Raw genomic sequence first — 13,422 nt, forward strand, 5'->3', positions numbered from 1 at the left:
TTCAAGAGTTTGATTTGAGAACTCAATAATTATTAAGGTGCATTAGGGGAGATGATGAGCCTAAATAATGTATGAAAAAAATTATGGTAAGCTTTTTCTACATATTCCAATAAAGTAAAATCTTCTTTATCGGGGTTTGGGATTTCTAATATTAGATCAAATGAGTGGAATAAATTGAATTGCATTACCGGCAAAAGCACATCATAGGACATTACCTGAAATTCTGCTGCAGGCTCTTTTTGCTCTTTTTGCTCGGTTTGATTTAACTCGTCCTGATTTTCTATTGAATAAGGTTGTTGGAAAAACAATAAGATAGCCAAAGCCAGCCCAAATATTAGACTGCCTGTTTGTTTCATTGACGATATGTTATTCCTTCTTTTCATTCTTAGGGATGCAAATGTAATTAAAATTCAGGAAATTCAATATAATTATCTAAAATCAAGCCGATTAAAATAGGGCGATGGCTTCATAATCCTAAGGGAAAAATCTGATTTGGATAGCCAATCTCTTGTTTACCTTTTCAAAATTATTCTAAAGGTGGTGCCTTTGTTGACTATTGACTCTTTTACTGAGATTTTACCGTTGTGATAATTTTCAATGATTCGCTTGGCCAACGTAAGGCCCAGTCCCCAGCCTCTTTTCTTAGTTGAGAAGCCTGGTTGGAAAATCTCTTTTATTTTGCTGGAAGGTATTCCTTTTCCCGTATCGCTAATATCGATCAATGCATCCCCATATTTCCCCTCTTTTAAAGTGATAGTAATTTCCCCCTCACCACTCATGGCGTCAATAGCATTCTTGCACAAATTTTCAATTACCCAGTCAAAAAGTGGCTTGTTGATATCTGCTGTTACTAAGTCATCTTTGGATACAAAATTGATGAATACTTTCTTGGAGGTTCTTTTTTGTAAATAACTAACAGTTGATTGGATCAATTTTGAAATGTTTTCGTCTTTCAAAACAGGAACAGAGCCAATGCTGGAAAATCTCGAAGTGATTAACTCCAATTTACTGATGTCCTTCTCTAGCTCCTTAGTAACCTCTTTATCTTTTAGGTCATCATCGATTTTCATGATTTCAAGCCAAGCCATTAAAGAGGATAGTGGTGTACCCAGCTGATGGGCAGTTTCTTTTGCTAAGCCTACCCATACCTGGTTCTGCTCAGCTTTTCGAGAATAAGAAAATGAAACGTACCCAAAAAACACAAACGCGGCAATGACTGAAAGCTGGATATAAGGATAGTATTTCAATCGGTAGATTAAATCAGAATTTCTATAGTAGATATATTGGTTATCGCTAGAGTCAGTTGATTCTGTTCCGCTAATTAATATAGGCTCATACTCTTGCTCCATAATTGCCAACTCATTTTTGAGTATCTCCTGCATTGCTGCTTCATCATTTTTACTACTATCTATTTTAATATTTCGAAAAATGCTTGGGTTACCATTTGCATCGGTTACAATGACTGGGATAGAATTGTTTGGAGTAACGATCTCTTGAAAAATAAAGATTAGATTTTCACTGTTATCAGGGTCACTAGTATATTCTAAAGTTTTTGCCCAAAGTTCAATAGAGCGTTCTTCTCTTTCTTTCAATTCTTCCACTATGCTATTGGTATAAAGAACTGATGCAATACCAATGATTAATGAAAACGCTAAGGCTATCCATTTTAAAGCAGCTTTGCTTTGATAAAAGGTTGAGGCATTGCCCATGAAAGGATTTTCCGACTGGTTTACCATTGATATTGTAGGAGCAAATTATAAAGTTAAGCGAATAACGTAAAACTTTCACATTATTACTTCATGCTAAAACGGAATTTGTTCGTTAAAATATTGGGCTCTTCCACTGAAAGTAACCCTTAAGAATCTTTTTCGATAAATAATGTATGGAAAATATAGTGCAAATTGAATTATTCGGGCTTCGAATTGACGAACCGATTGTAACTCTCACCGATCTTTTAGTAAGTGTTTTGTGTTTTTTGTATTTCTACAAAATGTCCAAATCAAATGATAATCGAAAAGTTTTTATGTATTTCAAGTACTATTTCCTAGTAATGGGTCTGGCCACTACTTTTGGCGGAATCATTGGACATGCTTTTTACTATGAATTCACTAAAGTTTGGAAATTAGTCGGTTGGATCATTAGTATGTTTGCGATCATGCTTATAGAAAGAGGAGCTATTGAGCATACTAGAATTGTTTTGAACAAGAAATACGTGAAGATTTTGGGGGTCGTCAACATTATTGAGTTTGTAGTCTTTTTAGGATTAGTCTTGTTTACATTGGATTTCTTTTACGTTCAACTTCATTCGGGCTACGGATTGATGTTTGTCGTATTTACTATTGAATTTCTTTTGTTTTTAAAAACCAAGAACAAAGCAACTCAATATGTAATGGCAGGAATTGGTTTTGCCGCGCTTTCGGCCTTGGTGTTTGCAGCTGAATTCAGTATTCATAGGTGGTTCAATTATTTATCATTGAGTCATGTCATGATGGCTTTTGCTACTGTATTTATTTATGGCGGAGTAAAAAGAATTAAATTAAAAGAAAATCAGCCAAAAGAATACGTATAGTATGTTTCAACTAAAATCATTTTAGCTTACTCTTTTTGACATGATTCGAGCGTTTGTTAAAATGAGACATAAAAAAAGCCCGCCATCCTCCGATGGCGAGCCCTACTATGGAAACGACTAATTGAATACTATTTAGAGGGTGATGTTGTGTTTAAAGTTCCTATCACCACTTTGAACTATGAATTGATAATTTCCTTTTCCTAAAGAAGAGATGTCATATCTTTTTTCAAGATCTGAACTCTTTCCTAAGTCTTCTTTGTAAACGACATGACCTTTTTCATTGACAATCGTCACTGTGGTTGATTTGGCATTTAAATTCAAGAAATTGAAGTCCACATTGCCATTTTCCCTTAATTTAAAGAATGGTTTGTGAACCGTAGTAAATTGATCATGAGCAACCATTACAGAATCCCATGTGATTGTAATAGGCAACACTTCAATATTAAAAGCATTTTCAAGCTCTATTTTATAGTGACCTGATTCCAGATTTTTTAGATCAAAGTTTTTCAGAATACCATTTACATTTTCTACAGTTTCGCTGTAAATCACTTGTCCGAACTGGTTTTTAATTTTTATATTAGTCATATCAGACTGAGCAGAACCCACTCTTAAAGTGATCATCTTGTTTTCCTTGCTGGTCAATTTCACAAATGGGAATCCATCTGCAAAGCTCATTAAAGGTAGCGCGATCAATGCGAAGGCAAATACCGTTTTTTGAATGTTTGAATTTTTCATAAGCTTTCTCATTTAAGTACATTACAAATGTATGGCGCTTTTTTGCAATGAACTATGTGAAGATTTTCCAATATTAGTACTATATTAACCTTTTGATGTTATCTTAATGTTATTGAGAGGTAAAATGCAATAACAATATTTTATTTTCAGCGTTAAAAGTGAAAATATGCAATTTTATAAACCAACACTCGAACAAATTGAGCCGTCCTTTGGTAGTTCTGTTCTAATCAAGAAATTTGAGAAATCTAAGCCCAATAAGGATCCGTTTTGGCATTTCCATCCAGAAATCGAACTAGTGTTTGTAAAAGGAGGTAATGGGAAGCGACATATTGGAAATCATATTTCTTATTATCAAGATGGTGATCTAATGTTGATTGGTTCTAATTTACCTCATTATGGTTTTACTGATAGCCTGACTGGAAACGAATCCGAAACCATCGTTCAAATGAAAGAGGATTTCCCTGGACCTGTGTTTCTAAACCTTCCCGAGATCCAGCCTATCAAACAACTAATTGAAAATGCTAAGTTAGGGATTGTATTTACAGGGGATACCAAGAAGCGTATAGGGAATAAAATAGAAGAATTGGTTGGTAAACCAGCATTTGACAGATTAATAGGGCTGATTCAGATATTGAAAGAGCTTTCTGAAATCAAAGATTATTATTTGTTAAACTCTGAAGCAGTTTCTATTGAGGCAAAGGCTGTGGATCAGCAAAGGGTTAATCTCATTTACGATTTTGTGAAAGATAATTATAAAAGGAACATTCCACTAGAAGAGATTGCAGCAGAGGCAGCCATGACCGTCCCAGCATTTTGTCGGTATTTTAAAAAAATATCAAATAAGACATTCACCTTTTTTGTTAACGAGCACAGGGTGGTGCATGCTTCAAAATTACTGTCAGAAGGAAATTTGAATATTACTGATATTTGCTACGCTTGTGGTTTCAATAATATTTCTCATTTCAATAGACAATTCAAAGAAATTACAGGCAAAAGTCCATCTGATTATAGAAAAGAAATTAGACGAGTGGTAAAATAACAAATTGACTTAAAATTTGCATTTCGATTAGAAAAAGTATTGCTTTTAAGGATGTTTTTTAGGGTTTTGTCGATAAATAGTCTCATTCTATTAATTTTCTTAAACATTGAAAGTGAACAAAGCATCTTATCCTTGTTCACAATGTTTAATACTCATGCCAAAATTCACAGTAATATTCAAAAATAATTCCTCGAAGATACTTGAAGCTGCAAGCAAAGATATTTTAATCCGTGATTTTAGTATGGCGGATGCTACTGCTTTTCAAGAAGATGTAAAAGAAATCCGTTGGGAGGAGGAAAACTGTCTCTGCGTTGAAAGTATTGCAAGTGGAAAAATTAGTAGAATCGAATCAAAATAAAAACATTCAAAAATAGTATTTTATTCTCCATCTACAAATCTCTGTAAATAGCTAAACCTTTCAGTCAGTTCACCATTTTCAGCAATTGTAGCATTTTTGATAACTTCATCTTTATCATCTCCTAAAAGATGGGGTAAGACGTTCTCTATCATCTCAAGACCGAAACTTTCGGAGGCGTCTCTCGGGAGCTCGCAGGGTAGATTATCTACTGCCATCACAGTTATGTTACTTTCCTCACTAAATTCTGGTTGAATACTGTCTGTAGTTGGATCGTAATCATAAACAGGTTCGTCAACTGTTGCTGGTTTTTTCGTACTTGGAATTGAGCCTTCTATATCACACGTGATATCCCCAATTATTCTAATTTTAAACTCAGGACGTATAGCATCTTCTTTTGTGAAAAGAACTGGAGCGCGTGGATCCCAAAATGCACCGGCTATTAAGACATCTGCGACTTCAGTATATTTTAGAAAATCCCCTTCGTAAAGCCCTGGGTTTTCATAGAATTCATCTCTCTTAAATGGGGTGCCATCTTTTTTAGTATGGTAAGCATGGCTGCTTAATTGGGTAAAAACAGGTCTGTCAAATCTTTCATTCAGAAATTCATGAGGCGATACCTGAAGAATATCCATTCCATACATCACCTCCATTGCACCTTTGGCAACTCTGCCACCACCAGTAATGGCAATTTTGATGGCTGGTAATTCTACCTTATCAAATTCAGTTCTCATATCAACCAAATCATAACATTCATGTGCTCTTCTAATATTGAATAAGTTATATCTTTGGCCAAATGTCCAAATGGTATTATAAGCGCCTACTATACCTGCAAATCTACCAAAAGCAACAATTCTTTGATTTGTTTTAGAATCTAATAAGCATTCGTAGTCCACTAGCTTTATTTTTTTCTTCAGGATAGTCTGAAGTAGCTCACGATTGTATTCCTGCTCTTTAATAGTATGAGAAAAGAAAAAATAGGTTTTTTCAGGAATTAGCTTCTCCATAGGTACTTCCTTAACTCCTAGTAGAATATCACTGTCACTGATGTCATCCACCATTTCAATTCCATGTTGTGAGTATTCTTCAGGACGGAAAATCCTAATTTCACTTTTTTGGACGCTCACATCAACACCAAATTGATTTGCAACCATTTGGCACTGAGCCGGAGTCATTGGTGAACGCTTATCTACAGGAATTTTATCCTCTCTAATGATACCTATTTTCAACATAAAAAATACAATGAGTTACTATTAAAATATTTCCTAAAGTTATTAAAAATAGTGGAGGCTACATGAAGTTTTTGCTTATTGATGAGAAAAGAGCCCGTGCACCTCGGTATCTATTTTACTAACGATTAAAGCGAAATCTTCAACATTATTTAAATAGTCTAGTTGATTTACATCTATTATGATGAGTTTACCAATTTCATATTGTTTTACCCATGCTTCATAATGCTTATTGAGGTTTTTTAAATAATCAATTCGGATTGTCTCTTCGTAGTCTCTTCCTCTTTTCTCTATTTGGCCTACTAATTTTGGAATATCAGCTCTTAAATAAATGAGCAAATCTGGTGGAGTTATGACAGGAGACATAGAATCAAATAGCTCTAAATAGTTTTGGTAGTCACGATCTGACATATTACCTGATTCATGAAGGTTTTTTGCAAACACATAGCAATCTTCATATATAGATCGATCTTGAACCACAGTATGATCACTTTCTCGAATTCTCTTAACTTGCTTCAGTCGACTGTTTAAAAAATAAACTTGTAGATGGAAGGCCCATTGTTTCATATCACTATAAAAATCGACTAAATAAGGATTATCCTCTACTGCTTCAAATTCAGTTTTCCATCCGTAATGGTGCGATAATTTGTTTGCTAAAGTTGTTTTTCCAGCACCGATATTGCCAGCTATAGCTATATGTTTTAATTGATCAATTCTCTTTTCCATCTGAGCACAAAAGTAAAAAATATAAGGTTTTAACAGTCACTAATTCAGATATAATCTCTAAGAAATTTTTATGAAGTTAATCGTTCAATTCACAGAACGATTGGTTAATGATTGATGATAATAAAGTATTGATGTTAAATAAAATGGAGTAAAACATAAACAAAATTATTTTTTAAAAACAATTATATTAAAGTTGTGTTTAAACTTTATAACTAATAATTAAACACTATTAATTTTTAACACTATGGACTTATTATTCTTAGCAGATGTCATTGACATCAAATCGGATGATCCGGTAGCATTTACCTTCTTTACAGGGTATATGGCAATGTTCGCAGCTTCAGTCTTTTTCTTCTTTGAAAGACAACAAGTTGATGGAAAGTGGAAAACTTCACTTTTAGTGTCTGGTTTAATTACCATGATCGCGGCAGTTCATTATTATTATATGCGTGATTACTACGCAGCCACGGGTATGAACCCAACAGTTCTTCGTTATATTGACTGGACTTTAACAGTTCCATTGATGTGTGTGGAGTTTTACCTATTGTTAAGACCTGCAGGTGCAAAACAAAGCTTTATGTGGAAACTAATCGCAGCTTCAGTAGTGATGCTAGTTGCAGGATACATTGGCGAAGCCTTTACTGATGGAACAATGTTCCACTCTGTGCTATGGGGTGTTATATCTACATTAGGGTACATTTATATCTTGTATTCAGCATGGGCAGGAGAAGCAGCTCAATTGGCGAAAGCTAGCGGAAACGAAGCGGTACAAAAAGGTATTAAAGCACTAGCGTGGTTTGTATTAGTAGGTTGGGCAATTTACCCAATCGGTTACATGGCTATGCCAGGCGGATGGTTAGGTCAAGATGGCTTAGGGTTATTGCAACCTTCTAGCATGGATTTAATTTACAATATTGGTGATGCTATTAACAAAATCGGATTCGGTTTAGTAGTATATGGAATTGCCATGAGCGAAACTAAAAGGGCTAAAGCAACAGCTTAATCATTTTTTAGTTGAAAATTAGTTATGAAAGGGGTCATTTATGATCCCTTTTTTTATTCAATATTTTCAATTGCTAATCGTAAAAACTTATTAATACGAAAGGCTTTCTCAAATTTATCTGAACAGAATTCAACTAAATCATCCGATGCAATTTTGCTTGCAGGATATTGTTTCATAAAGTAAAACTGCTTTTGATACAATATTGGAATTTCTTTTCCATATTCTTTAAAAGGAGCTTTAAGAATTTTGTTCTTCTTCCCTTGAAGATCTCCAAATTCTTCTTTAAAGCCTTGTGCATTCAAGGCTTCCTTTAAATTATTCTCATTGTACAGAATTTCCTGTCTTACTTTATAAATGTTTTCAGTGGATAAATCATAAAGTCCACCACCTAACCAGATACCTTCTGCATCTAAGTGCACATAATAACCGGGAAATTGTTCTTTTTTTGAAATCTTGGAGATGTAAGCAGCCACATTATTTTTATAGGGCTGCTTGTTTTTAGAAAAGCGAATATCTCTATTTATCCTAAAAATGGCATCTTTTGGTTTGATTAGGATTTCGGGGTCAAATTTTTGGATTGCGATAATTAAATCACCAACGAAGGATTTGAAAGGCTCCTTAATCTCTTTTTCATACCTTTTTCTATTTTCATCAAACCATTCTTTATGATTGTTTCTTTCTAGTTCGTTGAAAAACCGAATAAAATCTTCGCTGAAATAAGCCATAGTTTATAAATTTAAAGGAACTAAATTAGCAATAAATAATTGTTATTTTTGTTTAAGGATTGTTCAATTATTTTCTTCTGAATGGAAAATTACTATCAATTATTAGGAGTGAGTGAAATGGCTACTTTGTTAGAAATAAAGGCAGCTTATAAAAGATTGGCGAAAGCTTATCATCCTGACATAAATCCTTCAGTGGAAGCAGAGGAAAAGTTTAAATTGATTTCGACTGCATATACGGTTCTAAGTAACCAAGAATTGAGGCAAACTTACGATTTAAGGCTAGCACAGGCACGTCTAAATGCAAAACGGGCGAGTATTAGAGCTCAAGAACAGAGGCAAAGTGCATATAAAAAGCCATATCAAAATTACACTTATAGGCCTCCTATTTATAGACCCTCAACAGATAAGAATTCGGAAAGGAAAGCAACCTATTATGCCTTAGCTATTGTTGCGTCAGTTGCCATTTTGCTGTATGTTGGTGTTTCTATTTTTGACTTCATTCAGGAAAGGAAGCTCCAGAATAAAATCAGCTTATTTGATGAGCAAGTTAAACATGCCGATAGCCTTTATTATTCTGGTAAAGTTCAAGCGGCCTTAAGTTTTATTGATAAAATTAAATCTTCTAATCATGATTTTCAAGCTATAAAAAGGCACGAAATAGATTATTTAACTTTCAGAAGAGAGCAAGCCAATATAGACTATAATAATGGAGCTTTTCAAGATGCCCTTTGGGGTTATCTTTTTTTTATGGAATACAGCCAAAGTCAAAACCCTGATCTCCAATTCAGATTAGCTGTTTGCTATAGAAATCTAAGAGAACCGAACAAAGCCATTTTCATTCTAAATGAACTTATGAATAGTAGCTATAAAAGAATGCGTATGATTGCACTGATTGGAGAAATCTACAAAGAAGAACTGAATGACCACGAAGTGGCCATGCAATATTATCAAATAGGATTAAGCAGTATTTTAGCAGAATTTAAAAGTGTATATGGTAATGCATACAGATTGTTGGTTTCTGCGGAAAGAACTCCGGAAAGTTATAAATCTATTTATTACAATGCTGCAGAAATTCTTTACCAACAGAAGGAATACACCGAAGCTTCAAAATTATTAGAGTGGGTTATATTCTTTCAACCCAAGAATGAAATGGCTTATAACTATTTAATCCACTGCTACTATGAGCTTAATAATAAAAAGGAAGCTTGCAATATTTTCAATAAAGCAGAAAAGATTGATATTCACCCTCAAATAAAAGTCGAATTAAAATGTGACTGATTTCTGGCCCTAAAGTAATGCCTATATTTATGTGTTAGAAGACAGTACTTGGCCTTTTTAAATTCAAGAATCCTGATAAATGCGTTACCTTTTTACTTTATTACTTCTATTAAAGCTGTCCCTAGGCCTCGGCCAAAGTAGTTTAGCTCGAGAGCATCTGCGAGTCTTAACTTCAGATTCTTTGGCGGGAAGAGGTTTTACATCAAATGGACAGCAGAAAGCCGCAGATTTTATTGTGGAAGAGTTAAAATCATGTAATGTAAAGGCTGGAGTAGAGGATGCTTTTAGACAAGAATTATCGTATCCGGTAAATACTTTCCCAGGGACTGTGCAGTATTCAGTGGTAAGTAGTACCACAGTTAAAATTTATGCAATAGGTAAAGATTTCCTTTTCCACTCTGCATCGGCACCGATGGAGCTGGAGGGTGAAATCAAAGCTATTTCTACGGAAGCTGAAATAGATAGAAAGGTTAAAAATCAAATTTTCTATATTGAAAAGAATGTAGATAATGCTAAGGAGGTGACTGAGTTAACACAGCGATTTCTATTTAAAAATAGCGCAAAAGGTAATTTACTCATTATTCAAGACAGTTCTAAATGGAGTTGGTTTCCATCTTCAGAATCATCTGAAAATGCTGTGCTCTACGTAAAGGATAAACTACCAAAGCATTCAAAAGTAAGCGTGATAAATGAGTCCAAGTTTATTTCAAATTTCAGATCATCCAATGTGGTTGGGAAAATAAAAGGACAAAGAAGTGACTCTGTCATGATGCTTTCTGCTCATTATGATCATTTAGGAGAGCAGGGAAATGCAGTATTCAAAGGAGCAAATGATAATGCCTCAGGCGTGGTGATGTTGCTTGCTTTGGCAAAATATTTTGCAGAAAATCAACCCAAGTTTGACACCTATTTTCTATTTACGACAGCTGAGGAAATTGGACTTTTGGGAAGTTATTATTTCATTGAAAATTCTCCTTTTGATTTAAGGAAAATCAATATGCTTATTAATTTGGATATGGTTGGGACGGGTGATGAAGGTATTATGGTAGTAAATGCCAAAAAACAAAACCAGTATTTCAACTTACTTAAACAGCTAAATAAAGATAGAATATTTGAAATCAAAGCCAGGGGAGAAGCATGCAATAGCGACCATTGCCTGTTTGATAGAGTGGGTGTTCCAGCCGTGTTTATTTATACGTTAGGGGGCAAGCAAGCATATCATGATATTTACGACAATGGGGAAGAATTAAGTTTGGAGGCCTTTGATGATTTGCATGATTTATTGATTGAGAGCTTAGAAAAATATTGAGTGGCTCGGAAGATGGATTAAGCACTCAAACTAAAAATAGAACGGATTTCAGCTTCATGCTGGTAGTTTTTGCCTTCAATAGCTTGAACAAAATGATTACTTAATTCTATGCGACTAAAAAATTGTTCAGCAGTGTCTCTTGAAGCTTGTTGGTATTTGCTTAAAAGCTCTGGTGAATCAATAAAGGGCTTTATTTTCTCGCCAAATTCCGCTGGAAAATCCGAATCAGCAAAAAATCCAATATGGCGTTTTTCTACTAAACCCCTGATCCATCCTTGAATATTGGTAATGATTAATTTGCCTGAGGCGATGGCGTCAAAAAATTTATTAGGTGAGTTAGTTCTTAAAACAGGTTTGTGTAAAAAAGATACATAGCAAGCATCCGTGACGTTCATGACATCTCGTACATCTTCTTTAGTACCATAAGGAATAAAGAAAACATTCTTTAGTTGATTTCTGGCAACGTAGTCTTTTACATCCAAAAGACTTGATCCCTCACCCATTATTAAAAAACGTATTGGTAAATGAGCTGAAAGTTCAGCGCATTTTATCAAACTCATGAGGTCGTTTACGGGGCCAACGGCTCCAAAGTAACTTACCACGAACTTATTTTTCACTCCAAATTGCAAAACCAAATCCTCATCTTTCTCCTCTACCCGTTGAAAGAAATCACAATCTGCAACATTTGGGATTAGTTCTACTTTTACTTCTGGCGCCCTTCTTTCAATATGATTTCGCATGCCAGGAGACAAAGCTATTACTCTTTCTGCATTTTGATAAAAGTTTAGCTCTTGCTTTTCAAGCCACAATTTTAGCAGTGGGTTTTTAATTACGCCCATCTGAATTGGGGCCTCGGGCCACAAATCTCGAACTTCAAAAATGTAAGGGATATGAAATTTCTTCTTTGCCCATCGTGCAATAAAGCCAACGGTCAGAGGTGTACTTGTTGCTATGATCTTATCGTAATCATGATTTTCAAGAATAAATCTCTTGCAGAAATGTATAAAGTAAAGGAAAGCTCTAATTCTTTTGAGAAAGCCAAACTGATTTTCATAACGGACCGCTAAATAACGAACCATTAATCCATCAACTTTTTTTGAAATGGTTTTGATTTCATTGTGCGCAGTCAATATCTCTACATTGTGCCCCTTGGCTTTTAAAGCTTGTGCCATGAAGTAAGAGCGGTTCGCACCGCCCTCATCTGGTGTTTTAAAATATTGATGGATGTATAAGATTTTCATTTAACCGCTAAAGTAATGGCTTAAGCTTTATAACAAATAACTATTCAAATTAATTTTTAGTAATTCCTATTTGAAGGCCATTTTCTTGTTTTTAATATCATCTATTATCATATCAGCATGTACACGGCTGTTTTCGATAAACCATTTATTCGTCTCCATCCCTCCACAAATAACCCCAGCTAAATAAATTCCTTCTACATTGGTCTCCATGCTTTTCGGATCATAAATTGGTGCGTAAGGAGATTCTTGATTTTTCTTTACACCCATATCACTTAAGAATTCATAATTAGGCTCATAACCTGTCATCGCCAATACAAAATCATTTTCTATAGTCACTTTACCTTCTGGAGTTTCGATATCGATTTCATTTCCTCTTATGGAACTAATTTCACTTTCAAAATATGCTTTAATGCTACCTTCTTTGATTCTATTTTCTATGTCAGGCTTCACCCAATATTTTACGGTCTTGCGGATTTCTTCCTCTCTGATGATCATGGTGACTTCCTTGGCCCTTTTCGATAGCATTCCAGAGCGGCATCTACCGCTGAATTTGCTGCTCCAACAATGGCTAATTTCATATCGAAATATGGATGAGCTTCTTTATAATAGTGAGATACTTTTGGTAAATCCTCTCCAGCTATTCCTAAATTGTGGGGTAAATCATAAAAGCCAGTCGCTACTATAATGTTCTCAGCTTGAAGGTCGAATTTTTCTGTATTAACCTTAAATCCAGCATCATTTTTCTCTACTTTTTTCACAGCATTGTAAAGTGAGGTCTTCAGTTGATGAGAACTGGTCACTCTTCTGTAATATTCCAATGCTTCCATTCTAGTAGGCTTTGGATTATGCGAGATGAAGGGTACTCCTCCAATTTCCAGCTTATCAGAAGTACTGAAAAAAGTCATACCATAAGGATAATGATAAATGGAGTTAACTAAAGTGCCCTTATCCACAATCAGATAAGTTAAACCTGCTGACTCTGCTTTTATTCCACATGCTAATCCAATAGGGCCTGCACCAATTATTAAGAGATCTATATTTTGCATTTAATTGAAATCTTGAGTTCTATTTACTATCTAAACTAATACGAGAAGGGGAGTGAAAGTTTTAAGAAACCAAGCTTTTGTGCAAATGTTGAACTTTTAAGAGGCAGAAAAGTATAAAAACCTGTCAGTTTTATCAAAATCGAAGGTAATTATCCAAATAGAAGTTA

General features: G+C 34.6%; 13 protein-coding genes and 1 pseudogene. 6 read left to right on the forward strand and 8 right to left on the reverse strand.

Going from position 1 to position 13,422, the window contains the following annotated elements:
• Positions 1–32: 32 nt before the first annotated feature.
• Positions 33–356, reverse strand: a complete 324-nt coding sequence (locus Q3Y49_RS07180) for a hypothetical protein (protein WP_303271618.1) — start codon at positions 354–356, stop codon at positions 33–35.
• 156 nt (positions 357–512) lie between these two features.
• Positions 513–1,736: a sensor histidine kinase gene (locus Q3Y49_RS07185; protein WP_303271620.1), complete on the reverse strand. Its 1,224-nt coding sequence runs from the start codon at positions 1,734–1,736 to the stop codon at positions 513–515.
• 146 nt (positions 1,737–1,882) lie between these two features.
• On the opposite strand from Q3Y49_RS07185, the gene Q3Y49_RS07190 reads away from it, so the two are divergent.
• A complete protein-coding gene (locus Q3Y49_RS07190) occupies positions 1,883–2,569 on the forward strand; it encodes a DUF6962 family protein (RefSeq protein ID WP_303271621.1) in 687 nt (228 codons plus the stop codon).
• Positions 2,570–2,701: 132 nt separating this feature from the next.
• Here the strand turns inward: Q3Y49_RS07190 and Q3Y49_RS07195 are convergent, their stop codons facing one another.
• The gene (locus Q3Y49_RS07195) at positions 2,702–3,304 is read right to left on the reverse strand and encodes a DUF3244 domain-containing protein (RefSeq protein WP_303271622.1); all 603 of its coding nucleotides are present in this window, start codon (positions 3,302–3,304) and stop codon (positions 2,702–2,704) included.
• Between the two features lie 166 nt (positions 3,305–3,470).
• Between Q3Y49_RS07195 and Q3Y49_RS07200 the strand changes: the two genes are divergently transcribed.
• Positions 3,471–4,343 carry an AraC family transcriptional regulator gene (locus Q3Y49_RS07200; RefSeq protein ID WP_303271623.1) on the forward strand — a complete coding sequence of 291 codons (873 nt, stop codon included), beginning with the start codon at positions 3,471–3,473 and terminating at the stop codon, positions 4,341–4,343.
• A gap of 154 nt (positions 4,344–4,497) precedes the next feature.
• A complete protein-coding gene (locus Q3Y49_RS07205; protein ID WP_303271624.1) occupies positions 4,498–4,701 on the forward strand; it encodes a hypothetical protein in 204 nt (67 codons plus the stop codon).
• Positions 4,702–4,721: 20 nt separating this feature from the next.
• Here Q3Y49_RS07205 and Q3Y49_RS07210 read toward each other — a convergent pair whose 3' ends face one another.
• Together Q3Y49_RS07210 and Q3Y49_RS07215 are read right to left on the reverse strand one after the other, a co-directional pair.
• Positions 4,722–5,930: an NAD(P)-dependent oxidoreductase gene (locus Q3Y49_RS07210; protein WP_303271625.1), complete on the reverse strand. Its 1,209-nt coding sequence runs from the start codon at positions 5,928–5,930 to the stop codon at positions 4,722–4,724.
• Positions 5,931–6,005: 75 nt separating this feature from the next.
• Positions 6,006–6,653 (reverse strand): deoxynucleoside kinase, encoded by a 648-nt coding sequence (locus Q3Y49_RS07215; RefSeq protein WP_303271626.1) that lies wholly within the window; start codon positions 6,651–6,653, stop codon positions 6,006–6,008.
• A 244-nt stretch (positions 6,654–6,897) separates the two neighbouring features.
• Between Q3Y49_RS07215 and Q3Y49_RS07220 the strand changes: the two genes are divergently transcribed.
• On the forward strand, positions 6,898–7,656 hold the full coding sequence (locus Q3Y49_RS07220) for a bacteriorhodopsin-like (RefSeq protein ID WP_303271627.1): 759 nt from the start codon (positions 6,898–6,900) through the stop codon (positions 7,654–7,656).
• Positions 7,657–7,709: 53 nt separating this feature from the next.
• Here Q3Y49_RS07220 and Q3Y49_RS07225 read toward each other — a convergent pair whose 3' ends face one another.
• Positions 7,710–8,381, reverse strand: coding sequence for a DUF2461 domain-containing protein (locus Q3Y49_RS07225; protein ID WP_303271628.1), 672 nt, complete (start codon positions 8,379–8,381; stop codon positions 7,710–7,712).
• Positions 8,382–8,462: 81 nt separating this feature from the next.
• Here Q3Y49_RS07225 and Q3Y49_RS07230 point away from each other — a divergent pair, with 81 nt between their 5' ends.
• Both Q3Y49_RS07230 and Q3Y49_RS07235 read left to right on the forward strand, forming a co-directional pair.
• Positions 8,463–9,659, forward strand: a complete 1,197-nt coding sequence (locus tag Q3Y49_RS07230; protein ID WP_303271629.1) for a J domain-containing protein — start codon at positions 8,463–8,465, stop codon at positions 9,657–9,659.
• A 79-nt stretch (positions 9,660–9,738) separates the two neighbouring features.
• Positions 9,739–10,968: a M28 family metallopeptidase gene (locus Q3Y49_RS07235; RefSeq protein WP_303271630.1), complete on the forward strand. Its 1,230-nt coding sequence runs from the start codon at positions 9,739–9,741 to the stop codon at positions 10,966–10,968.
• Between the two features lie 17 nt (positions 10,969–10,985).
• On the opposite strand, the gene Q3Y49_RS07240 is transcribed toward Q3Y49_RS07235, so the two are convergent.
• Positions 10,986–12,209: a glycosyltransferase family 4 protein gene (locus Q3Y49_RS07240; RefSeq protein WP_303271631.1), complete on the reverse strand. Its 1,224-nt coding sequence runs from the start codon at positions 12,207–12,209 to the stop codon at positions 10,986–10,988.
• Between the two features lie 66 nt (positions 12,210–12,275).
• Positions 12,276–13,255, reverse strand: a pseudogene (locus Q3Y49_RS07245) (YpdA family putative bacillithiol disulfide reductase).
• Positions 13,256–13,422 lie beyond the last annotated feature (167 nt).

The sequence above is a fragment of the Marivirga harenae genome (assembly GCF_030534335.1).
GTDB classification, from domain to species: domain Bacteria; phylum Bacteroidota; class Bacteroidia; order Cytophagales; family Cyclobacteriaceae; genus Marivirga; species Marivirga harenae.

Excerpts from the sequence above, each read along its gene's own strand:
- Q3Y49_RS07180 (WP_303271618.1), bottom strand. The coding sequence starts at position 356 with ATGAAACAAACAGGCAGTCTAATATTTGGGCTGGCTTTGGCTATCTTA.
- Q3Y49_RS07185 (WP_303271620.1), bottom strand. The coding sequence starts at position 1,736 with ATGGTAAACCAGTCGGAAAATCCTTTCATGGGCAATGCCTCAACCTTT.
- Q3Y49_RS07190 (WP_303271621.1), top strand. The coding sequence starts at position 1,883 with ATGGAAAATATAGTGCAAATTGAATTATTCGGGCTTCGAATTGACGAA.
- Q3Y49_RS07195 (WP_303271622.1), bottom strand. The coding sequence starts at position 3,304 with ATGAAAAATTCAAACATTCAAAAAACGGTATTTGCCTTCGCATTGATC.
- Q3Y49_RS07200 (WP_303271623.1), top strand. The coding sequence starts at position 3,471 with ATGCAATTTTATAAACCAACACTCGAACAAATTGAGCCGTCCTTTGGT.
- Q3Y49_RS07205 (WP_303271624.1), top strand. The coding sequence starts at position 4,498 with ATGCCAAAATTCACAGTAATATTCAAAAATAATTCCTCGAAGATACTT.
- Q3Y49_RS07210 (WP_303271625.1), bottom strand. The coding sequence starts at position 5,930 with ATGTTGAAAATAGGTATCATTAGAGAGGATAAAATTCCTGTAGATAAG.
- Q3Y49_RS07215 (WP_303271626.1), bottom strand. The coding sequence starts at position 6,653 with ATGGAAAAGAGAATTGATCAATTAAAACATATAGCTATAGCTGGCAAT.
- Q3Y49_RS07220 (WP_303271627.1), top strand. The coding sequence starts at position 6,898 with ATGGACTTATTATTCTTAGCAGATGTCATTGACATCAAATCGGATGAT.
- Q3Y49_RS07225 (WP_303271628.1), bottom strand. The coding sequence starts at position 8,381 with ATGGCTTATTTCAGCGAAGATTTTATTCGGTTTTTCAACGAACTAGAA.
- Q3Y49_RS07230 (WP_303271629.1), top strand. The coding sequence starts at position 8,463 with ATGGAAAATTACTATCAATTATTAGGAGTGAGTGAAATGGCTACTTTG.
- Q3Y49_RS07235 (WP_303271630.1), top strand. The coding sequence starts at position 9,739 with ATGCGTTACCTTTTTACTTTATTACTTCTATTAAAGCTGTCCCTAGGC.
- Q3Y49_RS07240 (WP_303271631.1), bottom strand. The coding sequence starts at position 12,209 with ATGAAAATCTTATACATCCATCAATATTTTAAAACACCAGATGAGGGC.